General features: G+C 35.5%; 27 protein-coding genes. 8 read left to right on the top strand and 19 right to left on the bottom strand.

Annotated elements, in window-relative coordinates; translation table 11 throughout:
* Positions 1-75: 75 nt before the first annotated feature.
* The 6 genes from BPMYX0001_RS21020 to BPMYX0001_RS20995 all read right to left on the bottom strand — a co-directional run bounded on the left by BPMYX0001_RS21020 (position 76) and on the right by BPMYX0001_RS20995 (position 4,420).
* Positions 76-567 (bottom strand): LPXTG cell wall anchor domain-containing protein, encoded by a 492-nt coding sequence (locus BPMYX0001_RS21020; protein ID WP_006096335.1) that lies wholly within the window; start codon positions 565-567, stop codon positions 76-78.
* A gap of 224 nt (positions 568-791) precedes the next feature.
* On the bottom strand, positions 792-1,397 hold the full coding sequence (locus tag BPMYX0001_RS21015) for a PspC-like choline-binding domain-containing protein (protein ID WP_006096334.1): 606 nt from the start codon (positions 1,395-1,397) through the stop codon (positions 792-794).
* A 289-nt stretch (positions 1,398-1,686) separates the two neighbouring features.
* A complete protein-coding gene (locus BPMYX0001_RS21010; RefSeq protein WP_018764625.1) occupies positions 1,687-2,019 on the bottom strand; it encodes a hypothetical protein in 333 nt (110 codons plus the stop codon).
* Between the two features lie 187 nt (positions 2,020-2,206).
* Positions 2,207-2,422: a hypothetical protein gene (locus tag BPMYX0001_RS21005; RefSeq protein ID WP_029427337.1), complete on the bottom strand. Its 216-nt coding sequence runs from the start codon at positions 2,420-2,422 to the stop codon at positions 2,207-2,209.
* Between the two features lie 194 nt (positions 2,423-2,616).
* Positions 2,617-3,522: an ABC transporter permease subunit gene (locus BPMYX0001_RS21000; RefSeq protein ID WP_018782047.1), complete on the bottom strand. Its 906-nt coding sequence runs from the start codon at positions 3,520-3,522 to the stop codon at positions 2,617-2,619.
* Positions 3,515-4,420 carry an ABC transporter permease subunit gene (locus BPMYX0001_RS20995; RefSeq protein ID WP_006096331.1) on the bottom strand — a complete coding sequence of 302 codons (906 nt, stop codon included), beginning with the start codon at positions 4,418-4,420 and terminating at the stop codon, positions 3,515-3,517. Before BPMYX0001_RS20995 ends, BPMYX0001_RS21000 begins: the two co-directional genes overlap by 8 nt.
* A 187-nt stretch (positions 4,421-4,607) precedes the next feature.
* Between BPMYX0001_RS20995 and hpt the strand changes: the two genes are divergently transcribed.
* Both hpt and BPMYX0001_RS20985 read left to right on the top strand, forming a co-directional pair.
* Complete coding sequence (hpt, locus tag BPMYX0001_RS20990) at positions 4,608-5,138, top strand: hypoxanthine phosphoribosyltransferase (RefSeq protein WP_003201413.1); 531 nt, start codon at positions 4,608-4,610, stop codon at positions 5,136-5,138.
* Between the two features lie 340 nt (positions 5,139-5,478).
* The gene (locus BPMYX0001_RS20985; protein WP_006096330.1) at positions 5,479-5,658 is read left to right on the top strand and encodes a cold-inducible protein YdjO-related protein; all 180 of its coding nucleotides are present in this window, start codon (positions 5,479-5,481) and stop codon (positions 5,656-5,658) included.
* Between the two features lie 188 nt (positions 5,659-5,846).
* Here the strand turns inward: BPMYX0001_RS20985 and BPMYX0001_RS20980 are convergent, their stop codons facing one another.
* The 4 genes from BPMYX0001_RS20980 to BPMYX0001_RS20965 form a co-directional block, all read right to left on the bottom strand.
* A complete protein-coding gene (locus BPMYX0001_RS20980) occupies positions 5,847-6,443 on the bottom strand; it encodes a DedA family protein (RefSeq protein WP_018782046.1) in 597 nt (198 codons plus the stop codon).
* Positions 6,430-7,020 (bottom strand): class I SAM-dependent methyltransferase, encoded by a 591-nt coding sequence (locus BPMYX0001_RS20975; protein WP_006096328.1) that lies wholly within the window; start codon positions 7,018-7,020, stop codon positions 6,430-6,432. The genes BPMYX0001_RS20980 and BPMYX0001_RS20975 overlap by 14 nt, the downstream gene beginning before the upstream one ends.
* Before the next feature lie 145 nt (positions 7,021-7,165).
* Complete coding sequence (locus BPMYX0001_RS20970) at positions 7,166-9,115, bottom strand: ABC transporter permease (RefSeq protein ID WP_033799179.1); 1,950 nt, start codon at positions 9,113-9,115, stop codon at positions 7,166-7,168.
* Positions 9,102-9,872: an ABC transporter ATP-binding protein gene (locus BPMYX0001_RS20965; RefSeq protein WP_003201420.1), complete on the bottom strand. Its 771-nt coding sequence runs from the start codon at positions 9,870-9,872 to the stop codon at positions 9,102-9,104. Before BPMYX0001_RS20965 ends, BPMYX0001_RS20970 begins: the two co-directional genes overlap by 14 nt.
* 296 nt (positions 9,873-10,168) lie before the next feature.
* Between BPMYX0001_RS20965 and BPMYX0001_RS20960 the strand changes: the two genes are divergently transcribed.
* On the top strand, positions 10,169-11,041 hold the full coding sequence (locus BPMYX0001_RS20960) for an AraC family transcriptional regulator (RefSeq protein WP_033799178.1): 873 nt from the start codon (positions 10,169-10,171) through the stop codon (positions 11,039-11,041).
* A 90-nt stretch (positions 11,042-11,131) separates the two neighbouring features.
* Here BPMYX0001_RS20960 and BPMYX0001_RS20955 read toward each other — a convergent pair whose 3' ends face one another.
* From BPMYX0001_RS20955 to BPMYX0001_RS20940, 4 genes are all read right to left on the bottom strand, one after another.
* Positions 11,132-12,706: a putative ABC transporter permease subunit gene (locus BPMYX0001_RS20955; RefSeq protein ID WP_033799177.1), complete on the bottom strand. Its 1,575-nt coding sequence runs from the start codon at positions 12,704-12,706 to the stop codon at positions 11,132-11,134.
* On the bottom strand, positions 12,696-13,412 hold the full coding sequence (locus BPMYX0001_RS20950; protein ID WP_003204770.1) for an ABC transporter ATP-binding protein: 717 nt from the start codon (positions 13,410-13,412) through the stop codon (positions 12,696-12,698). Before BPMYX0001_RS20950 ends, BPMYX0001_RS20955 begins: the two co-directional genes overlap by 11 nt.
* 141 nt (positions 13,413-13,553) lie before the next feature.
* Positions 13,554-14,186 carry an SdpI family protein gene (locus BPMYX0001_RS20945; protein ID WP_018764633.1) on the bottom strand — a complete coding sequence of 211 codons (633 nt, stop codon included), beginning with the start codon at positions 14,184-14,186 and terminating at the stop codon, positions 13,554-13,556.
* Entirely contained in the window at positions 14,183-14,455 is a 273-nt protein-coding gene (locus tag BPMYX0001_RS20940) for an autorepressor SdpR family transcription factor (RefSeq protein ID WP_033799176.1), read from the bottom strand. The genes BPMYX0001_RS20945 and BPMYX0001_RS20940 overlap by 4 nt, the downstream gene beginning before the upstream one ends.
* 208 nt (positions 14,456-14,663) lie before the next feature.
* Here BPMYX0001_RS20940 and BPMYX0001_RS20935 point away from each other — a divergent pair, with 208 nt between their 5' ends.
* From BPMYX0001_RS20935 to BPMYX0001_RS20915, 5 genes are all read left to right on the top strand, one after another.
* Complete coding sequence (locus BPMYX0001_RS20935; RefSeq protein ID WP_006096322.1) at positions 14,664-15,359, top strand: response regulator transcription factor; 696 nt, start codon at positions 14,664-14,666, stop codon at positions 15,357-15,359.
* Between the two features lie 2 nt (positions 15,360-15,361).
* On the top strand, positions 15,362-16,384 hold the full coding sequence (locus BPMYX0001_RS20930) for a sensor histidine kinase (RefSeq protein WP_006096321.1): 1,023 nt from the start codon (positions 15,362-15,364) through the stop codon (positions 16,382-16,384).
* 94 nt (positions 16,385-16,478) lie between these two features.
* The gene (locus BPMYX0001_RS20925; protein ID WP_006096320.1) at positions 16,479-18,449 is read left to right on the top strand and encodes an FtsX-like permease family protein; all 1,971 of its coding nucleotides are present in this window, start codon (positions 16,479-16,481) and stop codon (positions 18,447-18,449) included.
* Between the two features lie 21 nt (positions 18,450-18,470).
* On the top strand, positions 18,471-19,223 hold the full coding sequence (locus tag BPMYX0001_RS20920) for an ABC transporter ATP-binding protein (protein WP_006096319.1): 753 nt from the start codon (positions 18,471-18,473) through the stop codon (positions 19,221-19,223).
* Positions 19,220-21,190 (top strand): FtsX-like permease family protein, encoded by a 1,971-nt coding sequence (locus BPMYX0001_RS20915; protein WP_033799175.1) that lies wholly within the window; start codon positions 19,220-19,222, stop codon positions 21,188-21,190. The genes BPMYX0001_RS20920 and BPMYX0001_RS20915 overlap by 4 nt, the downstream gene beginning before the upstream one ends.
* A 48-nt stretch (positions 21,191-21,238) precedes the next feature.
* Here BPMYX0001_RS20915 and BPMYX0001_RS20910 read toward each other — a convergent pair whose 3' ends face one another.
* From BPMYX0001_RS20910 to menB, 5 genes are all read right to left on the bottom strand, one after another.
* Positions 21,239-21,451, bottom strand: coding sequence for a YjcZ family sporulation protein (locus BPMYX0001_RS20910; protein ID WP_018764638.1), 213 nt, complete (start codon positions 21,449-21,451; stop codon positions 21,239-21,241).
* Between the two features lie 386 nt (positions 21,452-21,837).
* Positions 21,838-22,140 (bottom strand): hypothetical protein, encoded by a 303-nt coding sequence (locus BPMYX0001_RS20905; protein WP_006096317.1) that lies wholly within the window; start codon positions 22,138-22,140, stop codon positions 21,838-21,840.
* 4 nt (positions 22,141-22,144) lie between these two features.
* The gene (gene menC, locus BPMYX0001_RS20900) at positions 22,145-23,251 is read right to left on the bottom strand and encodes an o-succinylbenzoate synthase (RefSeq protein WP_006096316.1); all 1,107 of its coding nucleotides are present in this window, start codon (positions 23,249-23,251) and stop codon (positions 22,145-22,147) included.
* The gene (locus tag BPMYX0001_RS20895) at positions 23,252-24,697 is read right to left on the bottom strand and encodes an o-succinylbenzoate--CoA ligase (RefSeq protein WP_033799174.1); all 1,446 of its coding nucleotides are present in this window, start codon (positions 24,695-24,697) and stop codon (positions 23,252-23,254) included.
* A gap of 317 nt (positions 24,698-25,014) precedes the next feature.
* The gene (gene menB / locus BPMYX0001_RS20890) at positions 25,015-25,833 is read right to left on the bottom strand and encodes a 1,4-dihydroxy-2-naphthoyl-CoA synthase (protein WP_006096314.1); all 819 of its coding nucleotides are present in this window, start codon (positions 25,831-25,833) and stop codon (positions 25,015-25,017) included.
* Positions 25,834-25,844 lie beyond the last annotated feature (11 nt).

Raw genomic sequence — 25,844 nt, 5'->3', positions numbered from 1 at the left:
AAAATGGTAGGGATATCCTACCATTTTTAATATATGAAATTATCCCATTCTTTATAGACTAATTTATATTTTGTTTTACGCTTTAATTTTACGGCGCGTAAATCCAAACAATGATCCTAATGCTACAAGGCACGCGCTTAACGTCATCATTGTTATGCTATTTGATGCTGTATTTGGTAGTTTTTCACCTTTTGTAGCTTGCACTGCTGCTTCTTTTTTCATCTTATCTTGTTTTTGTTGCTCTTGAATTCCTTCTTTTTTCATCTTATCTTGTTTTTGCTGTTCCTGCATTGCTGCTTCTTTTTTCATTTGATCTTGTTTTTGTTGCTCTTGCACTACCGCTTCTTTTTTCATTTGATCTTGTTTTTGTTGCTCTTGCACTGCCGCTTCTTTTTTCATCTTATCTTGTTTTTGTTGTTCCTGCATTGCTGCTTCTTTTTTCGTTGTATCTTGCTGTACTTGTGCTACTTCTTCCTTTGTCATTGTCCCAGTAGACGCACTTGCTACCGAAGAATATCCTACTGATAAAAGTGCCATCGCACAGATTGGTAAAAGTTTCTTTTTCATTTTATATCTCTCCTTAGTATACTTTTTTCACATCGCATCGGATGTATTTATAGAATATATCTGTTATGTAAATATGAGATGCAGATGAAATGGATTTTTCTTAAAGATTCAATTACCTTCAAGAAAGCAAAATTCCCTATGCACACCTCTCTATTTACGGAATAAAAAAAGGCTGTCGAAAGTAGCTAATTCAACTACTTTCGACAGCCTCTTTTTTTAAATATCTAGAGCATAACACCGTTATCTTTAAATGAATACCAAGTACCATTAATTAAGTGTTTGCCTGTTGCCATTGCACCGTCAGATTTTAAATAATACCAGTTCCCAGATTCTTGTAACCAACCTGTTTTCATCGTACCATTCGGATTCATATAATACCAACCTGTATCATTTCTTACCCATCCAGTTGCCATTAATCCACGATGAATATAATACCACTTATTTCCTTCCTTCACCCAACCTGTTTTGAATGATCCATCTTGGTTTGCATATAACCAGCGATCTTCACCATCTGCTATCCAACCAGTCTGCATAACACCATCATTACCTAAATAATAATCTCTTCCATTTACCCTAACATAATCTTTTTGCACCATGATTCTATCTATAAAGTAATACCAATTTCCGTTATAACTTAACCATCCTTCATGAGCTTTTCCATCTTTATCAAAGTAATACCATGAATCTCCATCTTTTACCCATCCCATTTTTTGTATAGCTTGTTCTTCTTTCGGGACAGCCTGATTTACATTTCCACTTGTTTCTGCATGAGAAACGGCAGGTACTAAAAACATTACAGACATTAAAACTAGCAAAATAATTTTTTTCATTTTTCCCAGTCTCCCAAATAATAAATTATTTTTTAGTTTCTATACCCTACAAGTAAATTATATTACGAATTATAGGGATAAACAACTATTTTGTAATACAAATGTAATATTTTTATCATTTTTGTTACTTTTATATTTTAATAGTAACATTTCACCGTTACATCCTTACAATTAATATAGATGTTTCTCTTTTACTAAATTCCTTTTTTATCCCGTATAAATGGAAATTTATACGGGATAAAAAAGCATTGTAGATTCCCTCTACAATGCTTTTTCTGTGTCTCAGTGTCTAATTGTTACTTTCGCGTGAGTTTAGAATAAAAGGGGCTGGAGTGATAACTAATTGTCTCGGCTCAGTTTTCTTTAAGTGATTTTTGACGTTACACTTACGACGTTGGAAGGCCCATGCCTCTATCGGGTTTGTGAGAATGATCCTTTGCTCTTCATTAGGGGTCTCTTCTTCAAACTTACAACTTTCGCTCCATTTACACCACTTCATTGTAAACTGTGAAGAAGAATGATCGTTTTCCCGATCAAACAAGTGCAAAAGGCACATCTCTTCATCTAGTACCATCTTATTACTAGTTGATAACAAAGCAAGGGTCGTCCAACGTTTCTCCATTCCCTCCTACTCCTTTTCACATATAGTGCCTAAAGCTTATTTTACCTAAAATGTGCTTGCCTTTTACCTTACATCTATAAGTTTATCCAAAAGACGACTACTCAACTATCGATTTTTCTTACAAATCACCTTACATTTTTGTAAGAAATGAAAAAAACCTTCATCTAAACGAATGGAGGGTTTTTAATCATTTTTCATCTATATATTTTTTCATATCATCTAATCCAGCTTCATACAGTTGCAACATCATTCCATGAGAAATTGCTCCAAGAACTAAAGTCATCCCAATGAGTGGAATGCGAATAGCAGGAACATCAATTAAGTAAGCCAACATACCAAGAACAATTGTTAAAAGTAATGCTTTTATAAATGTAACACTTGTGTACTGTTTCTTTTTCATGATTATCACCCTCCATAGAAGCGCTTTCTCAATATGATCAGTATATCATCAGATTATTTTGTGGGGATTTTTGTAAAAAGAATGCTATTATACAAATAAAGGAATTCCTCTAAGATAAATCAAATTCTTTTTTATTTCCTCACCTCTACTCTCTAACCACGTTGGACGAAAAATAATACTCTATATAAATCTTCTGCTTACTCTATTCTATTATGTTTATATCCGTTCACTACTTTCGTCATACAATATAAAAGAATCATATAAAACATAACTGGGATTATAATAATTCTTGGCTCTAGCATTAATTCTCCATAGTAATAACTAATTAAATTTGCCCAGTCATTTAGGTATGGAACATATATACTAAATTGATCATGAGCTTGCCCGGAAACAATTTTCGTTCCCCCTAAAAATAATTTAAACAGAGCAAGATGTAACATAATTAATAATACTTGCACCATTTGCTCTCCAATTTGAAATATAATTTGTGGTTGTAATACTTTCATAATATGAGTTCGAAACACATGCCATCTGCTTCCTCCTAATAAGAAAGAACTCTTTACATATTCCTTGTTCCAAAGTTGCTGAACTTCTTTATGAAAAAATCGTGTCATTCCTGGCACTGCTACAAAAACGAATACAAGAAATTGTATACATAGTACTTCTATATTTGTGACAATAGGTTTCGTTCGTAGCTCATAAATGATAAATGGTGTAAGAAATAAGATACAAAATAACGTTTGCGGAAAAAATTGCAAACTAACAGTAACACGTTGTAAGAAAAAAATTCCCCACTTATCATTATGAATGAACAGGCTCATCAATAAAGAAATGATTACTCTAGCAACTGCCACAAAAAATGAAATTAAAATTGTGTACTTAGCCCCATCTATTACTTTATAAAATAAATCTTCTCCTTCTCGATCCGTTCCAAACCAATGTGCACGGGAAATTGAAAAAGGAGCCGCTTCAACAATTTCTCCTTTTTCATTGTATCGATATTCCACTACCTTAGACTCCTCTTGAAAATATGGGAGTGCAATACTTATTATTAATAATAAAATAATCGGGAATAAGAAGTACTTATAACGCTGGCTATGCATACAACTTCCTCCTTAACCAATTCAATCCTACTATTACTCCATACATAGGCACTATAAATAACAGCAGCAAATAAACGATAACCACCAGATCTTGACCGCTAATCAAAATCGAAAATAAACCTCTTATGTTAAACATATACTCAAAAACGAATAAGCTCGTTATCAAGGCTAGTAATATTGATTCAATATGATTCACAACTGAAACAACCATATTGCGAAAAATATGCCTGCACAAAATATACATGTTACCAAACCCTTTCGCTCTCGCAAACATAACATAACCTTGCTTCTGCTCCTCATTTATAAGTAGCATTTGAAATTGGAATAAAGAGATGGTAGGTATAATAGCTAAAATGAGAAGTGGTAATACAATAGATGTATTTTGCATCGTAGAAAATGGATGTAGTGGTAAAAATCCGGTATACCTATATATACTTACCATGAAAAGTTGAAGAAAAAAAATTAGGAAGACATCTGGAATTGTTTTAAGAAAAAATACAGCTTCTTCTATCACTCGCTGTACACGCCTCGGTGAAACCGCCGCAATGATACTACATAAAAAAGACGAACATATAGAAACTATAAGCGCTCCAAGTATAAGCACGAGTGAATATGTATATGGCTTAAATATAAGTGGAAATAAGGGAAATTCCCTTTCTTGTATCTTAAATATTTGTACATTGTTTGAAACAGTCGCTACTTGTGTAGCCATTTTCAGCTTTAACTCTTCTGGATGTATAAGTGCAGAGATAACATGTATACATTGTGTAAAAAAATGCTCTACATGTATTCCAACTTTCTTCCCATTTATAAATAACATCGGAAGACTTACAATCACTACAAATAGCATAATCATAATAAATAGTTGAAGAATTATTGAGATTATTTTTTTAAACATTCCATTCTCCTCCCAATTTCTCTAGCATGAACGGATCATGAAAACTTCAAATCGAACTTTCATTTTATTTTATTCTGGCTTTCCTAATATAAACCTTTAGCCAATATGTATTTCTCTTTTTTGACTTTTCCCCTTCAATCCTTTACAGTCAAAATGTTCACAAGTTTTACAACGCAGGAGGATCCTAATGAAAATTGAAATAAAAGATACTTTAATCTCTGAAGAAGCATTACAAACAAAGGTAAAAGAACTAGCACTGCAAATTGAACGCGATTTTGAAGGAGAAGAAATCGTTGTGATCGCAGTACTAAAAGGTTCTTTCGTCTTTGCTGCTGATTTAATTCGTCACATTAAAAATGAAGTAACAATCGACTTTATCTCTGCATCTAGTTACGGCAACCAAACGGAAACAACAGGAAAAGTTAAATTGTTAAAAGATATCGATGTCAACATTACAGGCAAAAATGTAATTGTTGTAGAAGACATTATCGATTCTGGCTTAACACTTCACTTCTTAAAAGACCACTTCTTTATGCATAAACCAAAAGCATTAAAGTTCTGTACATTACTTGATAAACCAGAGCGTCGTAAAGTTGATTTGACAGCCGAGTATGTAGGCTTCCAAATTCCAGATGAATTTATCGTCGGCTATGGCATTGACTGTGCAGAAAAATATCGTAACTTACCATTTATCGCTTCAGTAGTAACAGAAAAATAAAACCACATACAACTTCCATCAATTTTTGATGGAAGTTTATTCATATCATCCACTACTATATAAATACAAATTAAAAAACCAACATAAAACCTTTCTTTTTAGGTAGGAGAGAGCTCTCTTCATACACCGTGCCAAATTAAATTATTGCCAGGACATTTTACGATGATTTATAACCCAGAATTAGTATAATAGAGTCCTTGTTATACTTTGGTAATTTATAAAGTTCGCATTTTTATAAAATAAACATTATAATTAAAAATATAAAAGGTTGTTAACAAAAAACGTTAACAACCTTTTTATTTTTTTTTAGAAAAATTTTTCACTTTAGAGGAGTGATTGTATGTATTGGAAAAGAAATAATAAGCCTGTAGAAGATCCAGAAGAAATCGCTGTATGGGAATGCCAAACAGAAGATTGTTTAGGATGGATGCGTAAAAACTTTTCTTTAGAAGAAGAACCCAAATGTCCTTTATGTAAAGGTGATATGAATAGCGGGACACGACTACTACAAAAATTGTAAAGATTAGGTTCCATTTCCCCTACATTCCTCAATTATGAAATCCAATAAAGAGAAGATCCTCTTTCTCCTTATCTACAGTGCAAGTTTACTTCCTAATTATGAATTTGAAATAAATGATTGAAAAAAGCAGCTATTACTTAAAATAGCTGCTTTTTTCCTTACTGTCTACGAATATTTAGACAAGTAATCTATCCTATTACCTGATTTTTCTTTTGTATATATAAATATAAAACACTTGCTATGACGACAATTGTGCCACCAAAATAGAGGCCATACTTCGTCGCAAGTTCTACAATCGCCTCGATGTGTTTACCAAACATAGAACCAAGCATAAAATAAAGCAACGTCCACATAAATCCCGTCGTGTATGAATACAAAGCATATGTTTTAAATGACATACGATTCATACCAACCAAATAAGGAACAATATGTCTAACGACAGGTATAAAATAACTTGTTACTAATGCATAATGTCCATATTTACCAATCATTTCTTGTGATTGTAAAAGATACTTCGCCTTTTTCTTTTTCATCAATTTATCAAGTACTTTATCACCAAAAACCTTTCCAAGTATATACCCTAAAGAGAGGCCGGATACGACACCTAAATAGGTTAATAAAAATGCCGGAATTACACTTAGTATGCCTACTGACGATACAAACCCACCACTCATCACAATCATTTCATCTGGAATTGGCATACCTACAATCCCAAGCCATAAACAAAAGAATAAAGCCGCATAGCCATACTGCTCAATATAGGATAACAATTCATGTAATTCCATTAGGCGTATGACCTCCTAGCCTTTTTCTACAACTAAGAACATGTGCTGGAGGAAGATTCAACCAAACCTTTTTTAGTGAAATTTCCTGAAAAAAGGTTTGGATAAATGCTTTCCTTGCAAGCGAATATTGAAACGTAATAAACTCGCCATCCTCACTTAATGACTCCATTACACTGGATAAAATACGAGATGATACTTCCGTTGGTAAGGATGTAAAAGGTAACCCTGATAATACATAATCAACCTTCTCTATTTGTAACTCCTTTATATATTTCTTTATGTTCTCAGCTGATCCATGTATAACCAAAACGTTTGGATCGTCCTTAAACTGCTTCTGTAACTTTTTGAAAAAAACTTCATTAATTTCAATCAAGATAAATATTGTATGTTCTTTTTTTCTCTTTATAATCTCTCTCGTGAATGATCCTGTTCCAGGTCCCAATTCTAGAATATACTTTGCTTCTTCGAAATTAATCGCGCCTACCATCTTTTTGGCTAATATGTTAGAACTAGGTGCAATTGCTCCAGTATTCTTTGGATGTTTCACAAATTCGGTTAAGAATGTAATAAGTTGCATCTCTAACCTCTCCCGTTCATTCAATATCGTCTAATATAGCTCCAAGTATAACTATCATTTTTTAAAAAATAGCATGGGAATTTCTTAAGATTTTATGAAGATGTAAAAAAGCAGCTATCGCTTCTAGCGATAGCTGCTCCTTTCATTACTTCGAGCTCACGATCTTGTAATAAGAACGAACTGTTAAGAAGTAATATCCAATATAAATGACGCTATACACACCAATACTCATTAATAATGGAATCAAAATTTCATATGGCATTAACGTTGATAATCCTTTTAATGCAAATAAGCTGTGGCAAATCCCTACTACTAATGGAATTGCAAAGATAAAGCTTACTTGTTTCGCAATTGCCTTTTTCATTTCTTGTTTTGTAACCCCGACTTTACGTAGTACAACGTAACGATCGCGGTCTGCACTTGCTTCTGTTAGCTGTTTGAAGTAAATGATAGAGCCTGTTGCTAATAAGAAGACAAGTCCTAAGAATAGACCGATAAACATCATTAATCCTGTTGCTTCCAGCATACCATGGAAACCCGTGTAGAAATCATTGAAAGGTCGCGCAACTTCTGGTTCTCCAGCTGGCATCACTTTCTTTAATTTCTCTGTTAGCACTTTACTATTCTTCTCATCTTTTACATCGATATTTTTAACGATACGTGTGTCAGCTACTGCCTTCGCACTCTTATATACTTCATCTGGTACAACAACGAATAGTTCCCCTAAGTTCGTTATATTACGTCCTTCAGCACCTTTAATCGTTAATGTTTTCGCTTCATTACCAATCGGGAATACCGCTTTATTCCCTTTATATACAGTGCTGAACTCATGCCCTTCAATATACATACCATCAAATACGAATGCCTCGTTAGCCGCCAAACTTACAGCCTCTATATCCATATTCTTTGCTATGTTATTAAATGCTGATTGCGATACAAGCTGATATTTCTCGGTAACTAAATAATTTGTATTCATACCCATATCTGCTTTTTCGCCTTCAAACTTCCCTTTAACAGGAACCATTTCTATTTCGAATTGGTTCGTTACAGGATGCTTCTGTTTCTCTTCACCCAAAATCGCATTTACTTTATTATCAAGTGCCGCATCCTTTTTCTCGTAAGAATAACTGTGCGGCGCATAATCTTTCGTTTGTTTAAACGTGTTGTAATACATCGTAACAGACGTACCAACTGCCGTTAATGTTACCGCACTTAATATTGCAATAGTTGCTAGAGATTTTGCATTTCCTTTAATGCGGTACAGTAACTGTGACGTCGTTACCATGTTCATACCGTTATAGAAAGATGATTTCTTATGTCTTGCTCGTTTTAATACAAATACTGTAAAGAACATAAATAGTAAGTACGTACCAAGTACTGTTGCAAGTAAAATATAAAGCGCAACTGTCATAAAGTCTATATATTTAATTGCTTTAATATACATCAGTGATAAGAAATAGCCAGAACCGATTAAGAACACTGAAATCAATGCCATAATCATTGATCCTTTTGGCATCGTTTCTCCTTCATGTTCTGCACGGAAAAGTTCAATTAATTTAAAGCGATAGATTAAACGATATCCTTGAAGTGATGTATAAAGGATAATCACAAAAAAGATAATTGCCGTATCAATAATTGCAGACATTGGTACTTCAAAATGAACATTTAAATTCAGTCCCATCATACTTACTAACAATTCAAGGAACAACTTCGACAGTACACTACCAATCGCAATCCCGATTACTAATGACATTAAGCCCATCAACATATTTTCATAAAATAACATTTTACCGATTTGTCTTTTTCGAATACCAAGCAGTGAATATAATCCAACTTCTTTTTTACGTTTCCGTGTAAAGAACCCGTTAGAGTATATAATAAATACCGCTACGAAAATAATCAGCATCACACTGGAAACTTGGAATGCTCCGCTAATTTTCTTAGATCCTTCCGCTGCTTTTTCCATTTGTGAATTATATTGCAGCGCTTTAAATGTAAAATAAATGACGATGCTAAAGATCATAGATGCAAAATATAAAAAATAATCCTTAAAGTTCCGCTGTATATTGCGGAGGGCAATGCTAGATAACGTCATCCATGGCACCTCCGGAAATTGCGGACATTACGTCTACTACTTGTTGGAAGAATTGTTTACGAGTTAATTCCCCGCGGTGCAATTCTTTATATAACTCACCGTCTTTAATGAAGATAACACGTTTACAATAACTTGCCGCAAACGCATCATGCGTTACCATTAAAATTGTTGAATTATCATATTCATTTAATGACTTCATACTTTCTAATAAGTCTGTTGCTGATTTGGAATCAAGTGCTCCTGTTGGCTCATCCCCAAAAATCATACTTGGATTTGTAACGATTGCACGTGATGCTGCGCAGCGCTGCTTCTGTCCACCAGATACTTGGTATGGAAATTGACTTAAAATATGATCGATGCCGAACTTCTTCGCAATCTCAAGAACGCGGCGATCAATTTCATTCGCTTTCACTTTTGATAACGCAAGTGGCAATGCAATGTTCTCTTTCACCGTTAGCGTATCTAATAAGTTATAATCTTGGAAAATGAATCCTAAATGATCACGGCGGAACAATGCTAATTTATCATCATTCATTTTCACAATGTCTTTCCCATCAATTAAAATCTCACCGCTCGTTGCATTATCAATTGTAGAAAGAACATTTAAAAGAGTCGTTTTACCAGATCCAGAAGGTCCCATAATTCCAACGAATTCACCTTCTTGCACTTGTAAGTTAATACCTTTTAACGCTTCAAATTTATTTCCACCTGTATCATATACTTTTTTAATATTTTTCGCTTCTAACACTGTTTTCATCTCTATATCCCTCACTTCTTCTATTCTCTATTTTCACTATATCTAACTCCTACTCTTGCCACTATCGATGTTTCTTACACAAACATGACAATTATGTAAGGCTACTTAGCAGAAGACATGGACATTTAACTTCATGAAATAACTACTTTGCTACTATAGCATTGGGATAAATAGCCATCCATTCATTCTCCTTACAGAAACATTACATTTCTGTAAGGTACCCTATATAATTGTGCACGAAATGTCGGATGAGGTTATTTCATTCCTGCTATTCTATTAACAAAGGAGGTCATATGATGGATTCGCTTAAAAATATGAATGCAGCAATACAGTATATTGAAGACAATCTTACGAATGACATTGACTTTAAAGAAGTGGCTAGGCTAGCTTTCTGCTCGGAATACCATTTTAAAAGAATGTTTTCCTTCCTTTCAGGCACGTCGCTTTCAGAATATATTCGTTGTAGACGCCTTACTCTTGCAGCATTTGAGCTAAATGCTAGCAATGTAAAAGTCATTGATATCGCTATAAAATATGGATACAACTCGCCAGATTCCTTTTCACGTGCATTTCAAAATCTGCATGGGATAACACCGTCAGAGGCTAGAAATAGCAGCCATACCCTTAAGGCTTACTCACGAATGACCTTCCAGTTATCCATTAAAGGAGGAAATGAAATGAACTATCGAATCGAAAAAAAAGAGACGTTTCGCATCGTTGGTATAAAGAAACGAGTACCGATTATTTTTAGTGGTGTAAATCAAGAAATTGCTTCTATGTGGAAAAGCTTAGACAGTCAATCAATTCACACATTAAAGACCCTTTCGAATGTGGATCCTACAGGACTCATCAGTGCTTCTACCAATTTTTCTGAAGGGAGAATGGAGGAAAAAGGAGAACTTGATCACTATATTGGCGTCGCAACAACGAAAACTTGTCCAGAGCAGTTCAAGCAACTTGAAGTTCCTGCCTCAACATGGGCTATATTTGAAGCAATTGGGCCATTTCCTAATGCATTGCAAAATGTATGGGGACGTATTTATTCCGAGTGGTTTCCATCTTCGAATTATGAACAAATGGAAGGACCGGAAATCCTATGGAATGAAAATAAAGATGTGACTTCATCTACTTTTAAAAGTGAAATATGGATACCAGTTGTAAAAAGGTAATATATTCCTAGTTGATTATTAAAGTAAAGAAGCTGTCCCAAAAGGTCATTTTTAACACCCTTTTGGAGACAGCTTTTTTAGACTAATGCTTCACTTTATCCTTCTTTTAGACTCATTGCTATACAACACTGCAGTCATAATCGAAATCATTACAACAAATACAAAAGTAAACATTCTATAGTTTGATATCACAGCAGTACCTATAAGAAAGGCAGGAATGACTGCCAGAATCATGCCTCCAAGCATACCAAGAACAGCTCCCATACTCTGTTTCACTACTTGGGTTTCTGATACCCAATCATAATAAGCAAATCGGTTATTAATAAAAACACCCCATACTGCTGAAAAAAAGGAATATGTGATTGGGGTAATTACGATTAAAATTGAAGTCCAAATACCTGGCTTTAAACCTATAATCATAAGGATAGCGCTAATAATTGATGTAGGTATGCTGAGTGAAAGATTCATGAGAATCTTACTGTCATAGATCATTTTCGGTGTAAGAGGCAATGACTTGATAATCCATACGTTTTTCCCCTCGAGCGACAATGACACACACGTTGTACACGTCATTGCAATCATTGCTGAAATAACAAATGGAGCAACCTTTTGTAAAAGCGTTTCGATTCCAGGATATCCAATAAATTGACTTGGCCCTACTATAACGACTGCAAGTGAGAATATGACTGCCATGACAACTCCCATACCGATATTAATCACATATACTGTAGAAGAAAAGAAACGCTTCCGTTCTTTTTTATATAATGCAATCAACACTTTTTCTTTCTTCATATGATCAATCTTGTAATCGGAACGCGTATGGTACGTAGAAACTCCTGTATTGATTTGCTTATATTTGAAAGAGAGTATTTTTACAAAAAGATAATACCAAATAACTGATATGCTGACAAAAAGAATAAAAGCTCCTATATTCGCATCGACAATTGCTTTTTGAAAAATGTTAGCTAGCGGATACACTTTAGTCAATTGCTCTGAAACGATTGCTCCAATCCCTTCTAAGTCAGTAAAACTATATTTCGCATTTCCCTGCTTGAACATAAAGTAGCCAAATATAATAATTGCCATAAAACTTAAAACAGTAGTGACTCGATTCGCATGTCTAAACTTAGATGCTATCGCCGTAATGCATGCACCAAAAACAGCCGCAATTGTTGTTGGAATTAAAGATACTGTAAACAGAGTTATGATCCACATTACATAGAAAGATATTGATGGATTCTCATATATACAATAAATAATCCCCATCGGCAGCATGATGATCATTGAAAAGACAGTATTTAATACGTACAAATACAAAAATCTACTAGCAATAATCGTATCTACACGAATCGGTAAAGACATGACAAAATCATAATCCTTAAAGGCAAAAATTTCACCATTCGCCTTAAACATAGTGAAAAACAAAACTAATATACTGCTAATAACGAATGCATAAACTGGAATGACTTCCCCTATCCCCAGTTTGATTAATCCATATGCCGCGCCTCCACAATATAGCATCAAAAGGGCAGCAACCAAGGCGATTGATACTGAAATTAAAATTTTACTCTGCTTCTTTTTCTTATCTTTTTCATACTTGAAAGTATTTAGACCAAGCTGCGTTATCAGACGGATTTTTAAAAGCGCTAGCGTATTATTCTTCATCAGCAAGCACCTTCATAAAGAGCTCTTCTAATGAATTTCCCTTGATTAAAGACTTTACTTCCCCCGAGATTGCTAGTTTCCCTTTATGAATCATCGCTATCTTATTGCATAACTTCTCTGCTACATCTAATACATGAGTAGAAAAGAAAATCGCACTGCCTGATTCACAAAGTTCCTTCATCATCCCCTTAAGTACAAGAGCCGCCTTTGGATCGAGACCAACAAAAGGCTCATCTAAAACTAATAATTTGGGATGATGCACAACTGCTGATATAATCGCTACTTTTTGTTTCATACCGTGTGAGTAGGAGGATATTAAATCCCCCAAATATGGTGTAATCTCAAAAGCATCTCCATATGTTTGTATCCGTTCTTCCCTGTCCTTTACAGACACCCCAAAAACATCCGCCACAAAGTTCAAATATTGAATCCCTGTTAGTTGTTCATATAAATCTGGATTATCAGGAATGTATGCCATGACCTTCTTACACGTAATCGGGTCCTTTTTTACTGAATGTCCATCAACAAAAATTTCGCCCTCCTCAAAGTCTATAACACCTACTAGTGACTTAATCGTCGTACTTTTCCCAGCGCCGTTATGTCCGATAAACCCAAAAATATCTCCCGCTTGAACAGTTAAACTCAAATCATCTACTGCTTTTTTGCCACCTTTGTAGGTTTTGCTAAAATTTATGATTTCTAACATGCCCTCTCCCCCAAACGATTTAAACTCGCGTATACCAAGACTGAATATTCAGACCTAAATAACTAAAATGATACGCAATAAGACTTCATCCTTACCACATATCATTACTTGCAAACGTCCTTACAGAATCGTATCTACTATTTATAATTGTTCCTTTTTATATAAAATATAAGAATATCCATTCGTCAACACCACAGCAATTAATATCATTGTAAGCATCATATAAGATCTCCATTCAGCTGGCACAACAATACTTACCATCATCATAAGTCCTAAAGCTACAAATACTTTTCCGCTAAAGCGATGTGTTTTGCGCCATACTTCTTCATTGCTTAACGTCCATGGGTTACGCATACCCACAAAGAAATTCGGTTTACACTGCGGTAAATAATTACCAATAATTAAAAATAAAATTCCAACAAGTAATTCGGGGACCCGATTAATAAATAATTTATAACCTAAGCCATTTGTAATGATATCTATGTTTCCGATAAATAAGACAACTAGCAGGCTATTATTTATCATCATCAAAGCTTTAGAAAACTTTTCATAGTTTTCTTTCTTTGGATCAATTTTTTGTAAAACATTTAGAAATACATAACAACCAATCATGATACCAACCATAGACATCATTCCAGTTAATTTCGATGAAAATCCATCAGCAGTCCCGCCGCTCCAATGGGTTGCGATTGTATCTGGCAAGTATGGCCAAGAAATTGCCCATATTAAGCAAGTTGTAAGAATTAATATAATTGCAAAAAGATGCTTTTTCATTTCCCCTCTCCCCCTTTATTCGTAAACGTAAACACCCAAGTTAATAAATCTTGAAAAACAGTTGTGTTCAAGGAATACACAACAAATTGCCCTCTTTTTTCATCTTGTATAAGTTCCGCGTTTTTAAGTGCACTTAAATGATGTGAAATACTTGGCTTTGTCATATTGAACTGTTCGGCAATTTCACCAGCTGTTAAATCACCTTCTTTTAATAAATCTAATATTTTTCGCCTTGTTGGATCTGCTAATGCTTTAAATGCTTGGTTCAATGTCTTTCTTCCTTTCAATAATTAGACATTTAGATATTTATCTAAATGTTAAAATAAAAAACGTATATTGTCAATTATATCCATAACCCTTTTTACTTTTTCCACTTTTGTCCTATACTGTTTACTAGCACTCGTTTCAAGGTAATGAAAAGACAAGAAACACATGGTACACTATAGCTACAATTGTTTTTTTAGGAGGAATATACATATGTATAAAATTTTAATCGTTGAAGACGATCCAAATATCTCATCTTTACTTCAGTCTCACATTCAAAAATATGGTTATGAAGCTGTTGTTGCGGATAACTTTGATGATATTATGGATTCTTTTAATAGAGTGAAACCACACCTAGTGCTTCTAGATGTAAACTTACCGAAGTTCGATGGCTTCTACTGGTGCCGTCAAATTCGTCATGAATCTACTTGCCCGATTATTTTCATTTCTGCTCGTGCTGGTGAGATGGAACAAATTATGGCGATTGAGAGCGGTGCGGATGATTATATTACAAAACCATTCCACTACGATGTTGTAATGGCGAAAATTAAAGGTCAATTACGCCGTATTTACGGTGATTATGCTCCAAATATTTCAGAACGAATTGTTGAAGTTGAAGGGCTAAAATTATTCCCGGAACGACCAGAAATCCATTTTGGAACGAAGCAAGTTCTTCTTACAAAGAAAGAAGCTATCTTAGCTGAAATGTTATTATCGAAACACCCTCGTACAGCAAACCGCGAAGATCTATTAGCTGCGCTTTGGGATGATGAAAGCTTCGTTGAAGAAAACACGTTAAACGTAAACATTACACGTCTTCGTAAGAAATTTAATGAGCTTGGTATTGAAAACGCAATTGAAACAGTACGCGGATTAGGGTATCGTTTTAACGCAACTTGGAGTGAATAAGCATGAAGTTATTTTTGCGTGATCATTTTGCATTTTTTCTATTATACGCATTAAATTTCGGTATCATTTTTATTCTCTATGATGCAGTTGATGGATTTCAAAACAATAAATTTTATTTCATCGTATTAAGTTTATATTTATTTATTTGCTTCCTTGTTTATCGTTATGTTCGCAACCGCAGAATGTATCACAGATTAAGTGAGCCACCGGAAAAAATGGAAGATGCGTTTATTGAAAGAGCGACCGCACCTATGCCACACGGCGTAAATGAGCTTGTTCGGACTCAATATCGTTTGTTCCAAAAAGAACTGCAATCATATGAAGTCAAACAACAAGAACACCAATTGTTTATTAACCACTGGGTACATCAAATGAAAACGCCAGTTTCTATTATGCAGCTGATGGTACTAGAAATGGAAGATGAACATCTCATTCCGAAGTTTAAGAAAGAACTAGAAAGATTAAATCAAGGACTTGATATGGCGTTATATATGGCGAGACTCAATAACTTCCACGAAGACTTCCATGTAGAAACGATTTCACTAAAGGATGCCGTAACAAAAAATATTAACGGCTTAAAAGAACTCTTTATTCGTAACGGTGTATTCCCTGTTCTAGAAGTTCATTCTGATCTTATGGTTGCTTCTGATGCAAAGTGGCTGAAATTCATTATTTATCAGTTAATGACGAATGCGGTTCGCTATTCTGGCGAGCGAGGCAAGAAAGTCTTCTTATCTGGCTATCGAAATGGGAAAGATATTATTTTGGAAATTCGTGATGAAGGAGTTGGTATCCCGCAGGAAGATATCCGAAGAGTATTTGAACCATTTTATACAGGGAAAAATGGACGTACTTTCGGAGAATCAACTGGTATGGGGCTTTATATTGTCAGTAAAATTTGCTCTTATTTAGGTCATTCCGTGAAGTTAGACTCTGAAGTAGGTAAAGGGACTAGCATTAAGATCATCTTCCATAATGCTTTAAATCATCAAGCAGACGGCTCGGGGAAGGTGATTGAAGAATGAACATACACAATTTCAGCGAAATGTATGAGAACTCACTCTCATACATTTTTTGCAACATGACTACATCTATATCTTCGATTTGGAGGTATACAGCATGACTTTTTGGCAGTTTGCATTTAAAAACGTAACGCGAAATTCCCGTGCTTATTTTGCCTATTTTTTAAGCAGTGCGTTTTCCATTGCGATTTTCTTCTCATTTGCGGTGTATTTATTTCATCCTCGGCTACAAAATTTTAGTACAGTTGATGGAATTACAGGGTTAATGATATTTTCAGAAGTGGTCATTGTGTGCTTTTCCTTTTTCTTTCTGCTTTATTCCATCGGTACTTTCTTAAAAGTTCGTAAAAAACAATTTGGAGTTTTAACCGTTTTAGGAATATCGAGAAGGCAATTAAAACGTCTTGTTTTTATGGAAAATATGTTGATTGGGATATTGTCCATCTTTGTTGGCATTCAACTTGGACTCGTATTCTCACAATTTTTCTTGTTAGTAACAGGAAAAATCACACACGTCCCAGGATTGTATTTATATTGGCCTTCAGGGGCCATCCTTTTAACTGCAACAATCTTCCTTGGACTCTTTATCGTTGTTTCTGCTTTTACTCCTATGCTCATCCGAACAAGAAAAGCCGTACGCCTTTTAAAAGAAGGAAGAGTAAAGCAAAAAGAGCAAAAACCATCTATACTTATTTCTTTATTTGGTGCTCTATGTTTGCTATTGGGATATATACTAGCTGGAAATCCAATGTTCTTTCTATCTTTAGATCCAAAGATAGGATCGATTTACATGTTTTCTAGCATTTTCGTCATTCCGTCACTTGTGGCAATTGGAACATACTTTTTCTTTTCACAAATTTGCTTCCTGCTCATTCGGATTTTGAAAACAAGACGAAAATTTTACATGAAGCGAATTAATATGCTGTGGATTTCAGATTTGGCAAGCCGTATTCGAACAAATATTAATATGCTTTTTATTGTAGCTATGCTATCTACTCTCGCATTTACAATGATTACATTCATATATGGGTTTGGGAAATTCATAAAGTTGGATGTTGCCAAAAATAATCCATTCCCGTTCACCTATATTTCATACGATGCCAATCCACTTGCTTCACAGCATATGGACTGGTTAGAAAAACGACTTAGCGAAGAACAATTTACCTATAAAAAGTTCAAAACAGACTTATATGCCGTTTCATTACAAAAGGACAAAACCACTCCTTATGAAAGAGAAGCATATGTATTAAAAGAAAGTGACTATAATAAACTTGCGACTGCTTTACATCTCAAGCACCTTTTTGTAAAAGAGAATGAAACATACATCCTACCTGGATATGGATATCAAAACATATTGAGTCCACTGCAAGAAGATTTCAAACAAAAAAACGTTACACTTTCGCAAAATTCACTTACATTACATGTAAAAGATTATGAGAATTTTAGCGTAACACCAGCTGGTCTGACACCACAATTACTAATTTTATCTGATGATACAGTACATGCTTTATCGAATAACATGAGACATATGACACTGTATAACTTTCAAGTACAAGACTGGGAAAAGACATATGTAATCGCTGAAGAATATATTAATAAATTGGAAAAAGATCGAAAAAGTATCGCATCTAAAGAACCTTTATATATCATGTGGGAAGCGAGTGATACGCTATACCAAATTAAACTAGGCGCCGCTTCATTCTTCTTTATTGGTACTTTCCTTGGTGTCATTTTCTTCATTGGTGCCGGGAGTGTCCTTTACTTCCGTATGTATACGGACTTAACAAGTGAACAAGAAAAATATATTACGATTACAAAAATCGGGTTAACAGAATCTGAAATGAAGCGTTCCGCTACCATTCAGCTAGCGATCTTATTCTTCGTTCCGTACATCATGGCTTCCATTCATACAATGTTTGCTACAAAAATGCTACAAGAAGTCATAAATCTATCATTATTTGCTGAAATTACAGTTGTTCTTACGATATTTGGAACGGTTGAAATTATCTTTTTCTTGTTAATTCGTTCCTTATATATGCAAAAACTATCTCGACATATTAGTCTTTAAAAAATAGAAAGGTGATTCTTTATGGAAGAAGTCTTACACATTAAAAATGTCTCTAAAGTTTATGAGGGCAAAGTCCCTCATACCGCTTTAAAAAATATTAATTTACATGTAGATAAAGGAGAATTTGTCGCAATTATGGGGCCTTCAGGAAGCGGTAAATCTACTTTCTTAAATGTAATTTCAACAATCGATTCTCCTACTGCAGGCGAAGTTTTTATTAACGGGAAACAGCCGCACACATTCCGCAGGGAAAAACTAGCTGTTTTCCGCCGCCAAGAACTAGGGTTTGTTTTTCAAAACTTTAACTTATTAGATACGTTAACAATTGGTGAAAATATCGTATTACCATTAACGTTAGACAATGTTCCGCTAAAAGAAATGGATAAGAGATTAGATATTGTTTCAAAGAAACTTGGGATTGACCACATTTTAGACAAGCGGATTTTCGAAGTTTCTGGTGGACAAGCACAGCGCACTGCGGTAGCTCGCGCTGTTATTCATAATCCATCTCTCTTGCTTGCTGATGAGCCTACAGGAAATTTAGACTCTAAAGCAGCAATCGACGTAATGGAACTTTTTACAAAATTAAATAAAGAAGAACAAGCAACGATCTTAATGGTAACACATGACCCGTTCGCAGCGAGCTATTGCAACCGCGTGATTTTTATTAAAGATGGTGAACTTTATAATGAATTACACCGCGGACTATATCGAGAAAAGTTCTATCAAGAAATACTTGATGTATTAGCATTATTAGGAGGAAGACGTGGATGACATTTTGGCAATTTGCATTAAAAAATGTCATGCGTAATTCTAAAGCATATTTTGCATATTTTTTAAGTAGTGCTTTTTCGATAATGGTTTTCTTCTCACTTACTGTATACTCGTACCATCCGCGTTTACAGAACTTACATGAACAAGGACCTCTGATGAATTTAATCGGAATGGCGCAATTTGTTATCATCATGTTCTCGTTCTTTTTCTTGCTGTATTCGATTGGAGCATTTTTAAACGTACGTAAAAAACAATTTGGTATTTTAACAGTTCTCGGTATCTCTAAGAAACAATTAAAACGCCTTGTATTTATGGAAAATATGATGATTGGAATATTAGCCATTTTTGTTGGTATTCAAGGTGGTCTTGTTTTTTCTAACTTTTTTCTATTGGTTACGTCCAAATTAACAGGTGCAACAGGGCTCTACTTATATTGGCCTACAAGGGCAATTATCGTCACAACTGTAACTTTCATCGTTCTATTTTTTATCGTTTCTACGTTTACACCTATGTTTGTTCGTACACGTAAAACGATTCGTCTCATTAAAAACGAGCAAAAGTTAAGAAAAGAAAAACGGCCTTCTATTCTCATTTCTTTATTTGCTTTAGCTTGTTTAGGACTATGTTATTATATCGCGGGGTACCCAAAAGGATATGTCACCGAAAAAAACATACAAGATGGCTCCGTATTCTTTATTATTTTATCCATTTTGCCACTTGTAACAATTGGAACGTATTTATTATTTTCTCAAACGATTCTTCTCTTTATATCTATTTTAAAAAAGAGAAGAAGATTTTATATGAAACAAATAAATATGTTATGGATTTCAGATTTAGTTGCACGTACGCGTGGTAATATTAATATGCTCTTTATTGTTACCATGTTATCTGCGCTTGCTTTTACAATTATTACACCGCTCTTTGCTATGAATAATTACACAAAAGCAACTATTTTAGAACGTTATCCTGTTCCGTTCACCTATACATCTGATCCAGGAAATTCATTCGAACAAAAACATATTGCTACGATAGAGCAAGAGCTTACCAATTATCAATTTCAGTATCAAAAATATAAATTTGCAGTTTTAAAAGATAAAGCTCTAGAACAAGACGTTGCTATTATGAAAATGAGTGATTATAATACACTAGCTACGCTGTTAAAAAAACCAGAAATTCAGTTAGGACCAGACGAAACATATATAATTTCTAGGTTTTCACCAACTCTATTAAATTTAATAACCAATCCATTTGCAAAGCAAGAAACAATAACTTTGGAATCTAACAAAAAAAAATTTCTCATTAAAGGATTTTTAAATCAAGGAGTAGAGCCACAATACGCTCTTCCTGACACAATTGTGATGCAAGATCATGTCATTGATAATATGATTCCGCACATTGAAACCATTACCATTTATAACTATATTGTTGAAAATTGGGAAGACACTCTTATCCCTACCAAAAATGTGGTGAATAGTATAGATAAAGATCGAAACGATTTATTGGAGAAAACAGAGAAAGAAAAACAACATAACGCTATCCCATTCAGTCTTTTTACATCTAGTGACGAACTAGCATACAGTAAAAAGAGTAATGTCTCTAGTTTCTTTATTGGCACTTTTCTCGGTATCATCTTCTTTATTGGAGCAGCAAGTGTCTTGTACTTCCGTATGTATAATGATTTAACAAGAGAAGAGCAAAAGTATATTGCCATTACAAAAATTGGACTAACAGAGTCCGAGATGTTTCGTTCTGCAACGATTCAATTGGCAATTTTATTTTTCGTACCTTATATAGTCGCTGCCTTCCATACAATATTTGCTATCGTTTTTTTACAAAACATACTCGCAATTTCTCTACTCAAAGAATTATCATTTGTACTTACTTTATTTGGGATGATCGAGATTATTTTCTTCTTTTTAATCCGTTCCCTTTACATGAATAAATTATCACAACGCCTTAAATTGTGAATAAAATAGCCTTGTGCATGCGCACAAGGCTATTCTCAATAGTTTTTGTTAGCAGTATCCGTAACCACCACCAAAGCCACCATAGCCGCCGCCATATCCACAACCGCCACCGTAGCCACCACCGAAGCAGCTAGCACCGATGATAATCAATAAAATAAACAATACGATTAGAAGCGCAAAACCGCCTCCACAGCCGTGTCTTATGTGTCTATGGTGATGTTCATGTCTGTCATCGCATCTGTCATCGCACTTATCACTCATTACTCTATTCCTCCTTTAGTATCATTCGTAACAACAAGGGGATCCTATCATGTTCTAAATGAGCGGATTCAATTTATATTATGTTTACATGGGAAATCGGGAGCTTGTTTTTCCCAAAAACAGGCTTGTTTTACGAAAAGATACAACGAAACCTTGGATTTACTGATAAACCATCAATAAAGAATGCAATGCCTGCGAATCACAAAAGAGCCTACGATAATTGAATCATCGTAGGCTCTTTATCCCGCTATTTGTGGGCAGTAACACTCCCACCTCATTCAGTGAAAGCAAAAAAGTTAAGCAGGTGATGAATTGCCCGTAAAAGCCCGATTGGTGAGGGCTAATAATCAGTGAGGGATGAAGTCACCACTGATTAAAGTTTCACTTTATATACGCTGTACAAACAGCTTTCCTTCTTGCAATATACGCTTTTGTAGTTGTTGATTAGAGAGCATATTTAAATGTACCACATCAAATTTCACTCTTCCCTCCAGCTCTTCTGTCAACTCAAAACATAACCATTGAAATTGTTTGTGCGAAGCATTCTTCGTTTCAATCGCAATGTGATGACTACATTGATCTGTTACTTCTTTCCTTACGTGAGGCCCAAAAATATATGCAACTTTTACAAATGACACCTTTAACAAATATGCTTGTATAACCCGCAATATATCTTCCTGCTGCCTCATACATTCACCTCTCACATACAATCCGTTTTCTCGTAATCTCTTCTAATCTTTCCCGGTTTACGCCATATCCAAACCCAAGCTCTTTTGGAACAATTACTTTCCCGCCTTGCAATGTTACTCCTGGTGAAATAATATCTCGCTCCCAGTGTCTACTTGAAGCTGAAATATCACCCGGAATCGTAAAGTTTGGGAGTGATGCTAACGCAATATTTTGCGCACGTGAAATCCCCATTTCAACCATACCGCCGCACCAAACAGGAATACCATGTTCCTTGCAATAATCATGAATTTGGATTGATTCTGTTAAACCGCCAACTCGTCCCGGTTTAATATTTATAATGCGGCAGCTTCCAAGTGTAATCGCTACTCTTGCATCTTCTAAGCTATGAATACTCTCGTCCAAACAAATAGGTGTCTCTATTTGTTTTTGGAGCTTAGCGTGATCGAGAAAATCGTTATCCGCTAAAGGCTGTTCAATCATCATTAACTGAAATTCATCCAATCGTTTTAATCGTTCAATATCCCCTAACGTATACGCTGAATTTGCATCGACCATTAATGGAACCTTTGGAAAGACTCTTCGTATTTCCTTTATTAGCTCATAATCAAATTCCGGTTTGATTTTCACCTTAAAACGTTGATATCCTTCTTCTGCATACATTTCAATTCGTTTTAACATATTAGAAATCGTATCTAACCCAATCACAACACCGACTTCAATTTCTGGCTGTGTTCCTCCCAGTAAAGTCGCTAATGACCTGTTTTCGTGTTTCGCATACAAATCCCATACAGCGCCTTCTATTCCCGCTTTCGCCATACGGTTACGCTTTATATGCTGAAAGAGACTCGGAATTTCATTTGGATGTGTAATTTCAGCTTTCAATACATCTGGTATTAAAAAATCTTGAAGCATATGAAGTGCCGTTGTTGCAGTTTCTTCTGTATACCATGGTTCTGAGAACGCAACAACTTCCCCAAACCCGATATATCCGTCCGTATCCTCAAGTTCAATGACAATACTTTCCCGCGTTTCATACGTTCCGTAACTTGCTGCAAAAGGAATCACAAGAGGCATTTCTGTTACATAAAGCGTCGCCTTTTTAATTCTCATTTACATCTCCTCCAGCAGGTGCCTTAGTTCCCGTCTTAACAATTTTTCCGAAGCATTACGTGGTAATTCAAGTAAGAAATGCACTTCTCTCGGTACTTTATATCGCGCTAATTTTTCTTCACAAAATTGAATCAGTTCTTCTTCTGTTATATCGTCAGCCTTAACAATAAACGCAGCAGGCACTTGTCCCCACTGTTCGTCTGCTTTCCCAACAACTCCAGCTTCCGCCACTTTAGGATTTGCAAGCAGTACTTCTTCAATTTGCGCTGGATAAATATTTTCTCCGCCTGAAATAATGAGATCACTACGACGATCTAATACATATAAAAATCCTTCTTCATCTAAATACCCAAGATCTCCAGTATGAAGCCAACCGTCTATTATTGTTTCACGCGTTGCGTCTTCACGTTTAAAATATCCATGTGTCACATTCGGTCCTTTTACAACAATCTCTCCTTCAACATTCGGTGGCACTACTTCTCCATCCTTCTCAATTCGAAGCTGGCATAAGAAAAGCGTTTTTCCTGCTGAACCAACTTTCGTTAACATGTAATCAGCTGAAAGTGTGCAAATTTGCGAGGATGTTTCTGTCATACCATATGTTTGGTACACAGGGATTCCTTTTGTTACACATGTTTCTAAAAGTGGCTTTGGTGCTGGTCCTCCGCCTAATAACATGCAACGTAAAGAGCTCGGATATGTTTCCTCCCCAAGTCTTTCTAATAAGTCCATTAACATCTTAGAAACGACAGATATGATTGTTATTCCCCGAGTTTTTATTGCCTCATGAATGAAATCAGGATCATATTTCGGAACGAGTAAAATCCGCATACCGTACATAATATTTTTCATTAACAGAGATAATCCGCCTACATGAAACATTGGCATGCACGCTAACCAACAATCATCATCGCGAAGCCCTAAGTTAAGTGATGATCCAACAGCACTCGCCCAGTGATTACCGTATGTTAAGATAACCCCTTTCGGTTTGCCTGTTGTTCCTGACGTATAAATAATTGTCATCGATTCTTCTAAAGAAAACTCCTCTTGAACGACTGCAGTTTTCTTCGGTCCATTCACTACCTCTTCAAATGCATATACTAGTACCTGTTCTGTTTCAAATTCTTGGTCCGTTACTAAGCAAACAACTTCAGCATCATCCATTTGCCAAAGTAGCTCTTCTCTTGAAAGACGTGTATTTAGAAGTACAGCTACTGCCCCAATATAAGATAAGGCGTGAATTACTGTAATCATCTGGGTACCATTTTTCATCAGAACAGCCACTTTTTGACCTTTTTCTATCTGTAAGTATGAAAGGTGTTCACAAACAGATCCTACTTTTTCATGCAGTTCTAAAAATGTAATCTTCTCCTCTTTTGTCTCAATCGCAGTGCGCTCTGGTGTTAAAAAAGAACGTTGCATTAACCAATTGGGCATTGTCTCCATTACACATTCTCCTTCCATTAAAGAAAGAGACTTGATGTACAATCAAGTCTCTTGTTTTTGTTTCCGCTTTTAATCTTATCCAGCTACAGCAGCTAGAATAGTCGATGGCTTTGCTTCTTCCTGCGAGGCAAACTACGCCTCTTCGTCTGAAGCTCCATCCCTCTCCTATTCTGAACGAGCTGCTTCCGCCTTTAATTTCATCCAGCTACAGCAGCTAGAATAGTCGGTGGCTTCGCTGCTTCCTACGAGGCAAACTGCGCCTCTTCGTCAGAAGCTCCATCCCCCTCACATTCTGAACGAGCCGCTTCCGCTTTTAATCACGGAAAACGAGGGAATTGTCCGAAGTCTGGACGGCGTTTTTCTTTGAACGCGTCGCGGCCTTCTTTTGCTTCGTCAGTTGTGTAGTACAATAACGTTGCGTCTCCCGCTAGTTGCTGGATACCAGCTAAACCGTCTGTATCTGCATTGAATGCAGCTTTTAAGAAACGAAGTGCCATTGGGCTGTTTGCTAAGATTTCTTCTGCCCATTGGACTGTTTCTGCTTCTAGCTCTTCTAATGGTACAACTGTGTTTACTAAGCCCATATCAAGTGCTTCTTGTGCACTGTATTGACGACATAGGTACCAAATTTCACGAGCTTTCTTATGACCTACCATGCGAGCTAAATAACCAGCTCCGTATCCGCCATCAAAGCTACCTACTTTAGGACCAGTTTGTCCGAATACAGCGTTGTCTGCTGCGATTGTTAAATCACATACGATATGAAGTACGTGTCCACCGCCAATTGCATAACCTGCTACCATTGCGATAACTGGTTTAGGGATTGCGCGAATTAAACGTTGTAAGTCTAATACGTTTAAGCGTGGGATTTGGTCTTCACCTACATATCCACCATGACCGCGAACTTTTTGGTCGCCGCCAGAACAGAATGCACGTCCACCTTCACCTGTTAAAATGATAACGCCAACATTTGCATCATCACGTGCTTGTGCAAATGCATTGATTAACTCCATTACCGTTTTAGGACGGAATGCATTATGTACTTCAGGACGGTTAATCGAAATCTTTGCGATACCATTGTATGTAGAATAAATAATATCTTCATAATTGCCTTCTTTTACCCATTCAATAGCCATTATTCTTACCT

Origin of the sequence: Bacillus pseudomycoides DSM 12442 (assembly GCF_000161455.1) — a bacterium.
Lineage (GTDB): Bacteria > Bacillota > Bacilli > Bacillales > Bacillaceae_G > Bacillus_A > Bacillus_A pseudomycoides.
This window is presented reverse-complemented; position numbering and strand designations above follow the sequence as displayed.

Coding starts and splice junctions, on each gene's coding strand:
- BPMYX0001_RS20985 (WP_006096330.1), top strand. CDS start 5,479: ATGTATTGGAAAAGAAATAATAAGCCTGTAGAAGATCCAGAAGAAATC.
- BPMYX0001_RS21020 (WP_006096335.1), bottom strand. CDS start 567: ATGAAAAAGAAACTTTTACCAATCTGTGCGATGGCACTTTTATCAGTA.
- hpt (WP_003201413.1), top strand. CDS start 4,608: ATGAAAATTGAAATAAAAGATACTTTAATCTCTGAAGAAGCATTACAA.
- BPMYX0001_RS20955 (WP_033799177.1), bottom strand. CDS start 12,706: ATGAAGAATAATACGCTAGCGCTTTTAAAAATCCGTCTGATAACGCAG.
- BPMYX0001_RS21000 (WP_018782047.1), bottom strand. CDS start 3,522: ATGCATAGCCAGCGTTATAAGTACTTCTTATTCCCGATTATTTTATTA.
- BPMYX0001_RS20920 (WP_006096319.1), top strand. CDS start 18,471: ATGGAAGAAGTCTTACACATTAAAAATGTCTCTAAAGTTTATGAGGGC.
- BPMYX0001_RS20925 (WP_006096320.1), top strand. CDS start 16,479: ATGACTTTTTGGCAGTTTGCATTTAAAAACGTAACGCGAAATTCCCGT.
- BPMYX0001_RS20965 (WP_003201420.1), bottom strand. CDS start 9,872: ATGAAAACAGTGTTAGAAGCGAAAAATATTAAAAAAGTATATGATACA.
- menB (WP_006096314.1), bottom strand. CDS start 25,833: ATGGCTATTGAATGGGTAAAAGAAGGCAATTATGAAGATATTATTTAT.
- BPMYX0001_RS20950 (WP_003204770.1), bottom strand. CDS start 13,412: ATGTTAGAAATCATAAATTTTAGCAAAACCTACAAAGGTGGCAAAAAA.
- BPMYX0001_RS20935 (WP_006096322.1), top strand. CDS start 14,664: ATGTATAAAATTTTAATCGTTGAAGACGATCCAAATATCTCATCTTTA.
- BPMYX0001_RS20930 (WP_006096321.1), top strand. CDS start 15,362: ATGAAGTTATTTTTGCGTGATCATTTTGCATTTTTTCTATTATACGCA.
- BPMYX0001_RS20975 (WP_006096328.1), bottom strand. CDS start 7,020: ATGCAACTTATTACATTCTTAACCGAATTTGTGAAACATCCAAAGAAT.
- BPMYX0001_RS20895 (WP_033799174.1), bottom strand. CDS start 24,697: ATGGAGACAATGCCCAATTGGTTAATGCAACGTTCTTTTTTAACACCA.
- BPMYX0001_RS20945 (WP_018764633.1), bottom strand. CDS start 14,186: ATGAAAAAGCATCTTTTTGCAATTATATTAATTCTTACAACTTGCTTA.
- BPMYX0001_RS21015 (WP_006096334.1), bottom strand. CDS start 1,397: ATGAAAAAAATTATTTTGCTAGTTTTAATGTCTGTAATGTTTTTAGTA.
- BPMYX0001_RS20995 (WP_006096331.1), bottom strand. CDS start 4,420: ATGTTTAAAAAAATAATCTCAATAATTCTTCAACTATTTATTATGATT.
- BPMYX0001_RS20910 (WP_018764638.1), bottom strand. CDS start 21,451: ATGAGTGATAAGTGCGATGACAGATGCGATGACAGACATGAACATCAC.
- BPMYX0001_RS20905 (WP_006096317.1), bottom strand. CDS start 22,140: ATGAGGCAGCAGGAAGATATATTGCGGGTTATACAAGCATATTTGTTA.
- BPMYX0001_RS20970 (WP_033799179.1), bottom strand. CDS start 9,115: ATGACGTTATCTAGCATTGCCCTCCGCAATATACAGCGGAACTTTAAG.
- BPMYX0001_RS20960 (WP_033799178.1), top strand. CDS start 10,169: ATGGATTCGCTTAAAAATATGAATGCAGCAATACAGTATATTGAAGAC.
- menC (WP_006096316.1), bottom strand. CDS start 23,251: ATGAGAATTAAAAAGGCGACGCTTTATGTAACAGAAATGCCTCTTGTG.
- BPMYX0001_RS21010 (WP_018764625.1), bottom strand. CDS start 2,019: ATGGAGAAACGTTGGACGACCCTTGCTTTGTTATCAACTAGTAATAAG.
- BPMYX0001_RS20980 (WP_018782046.1), bottom strand. CDS start 6,443: ATGGAATTACATGAATTGTTATCCTATATTGAGCAGTATGGCTATGCG.
- BPMYX0001_RS20915 (WP_033799175.1), top strand. CDS start 19,220: ATGACATTTTGGCAATTTGCATTAAAAAATGTCATGCGTAATTCTAAA.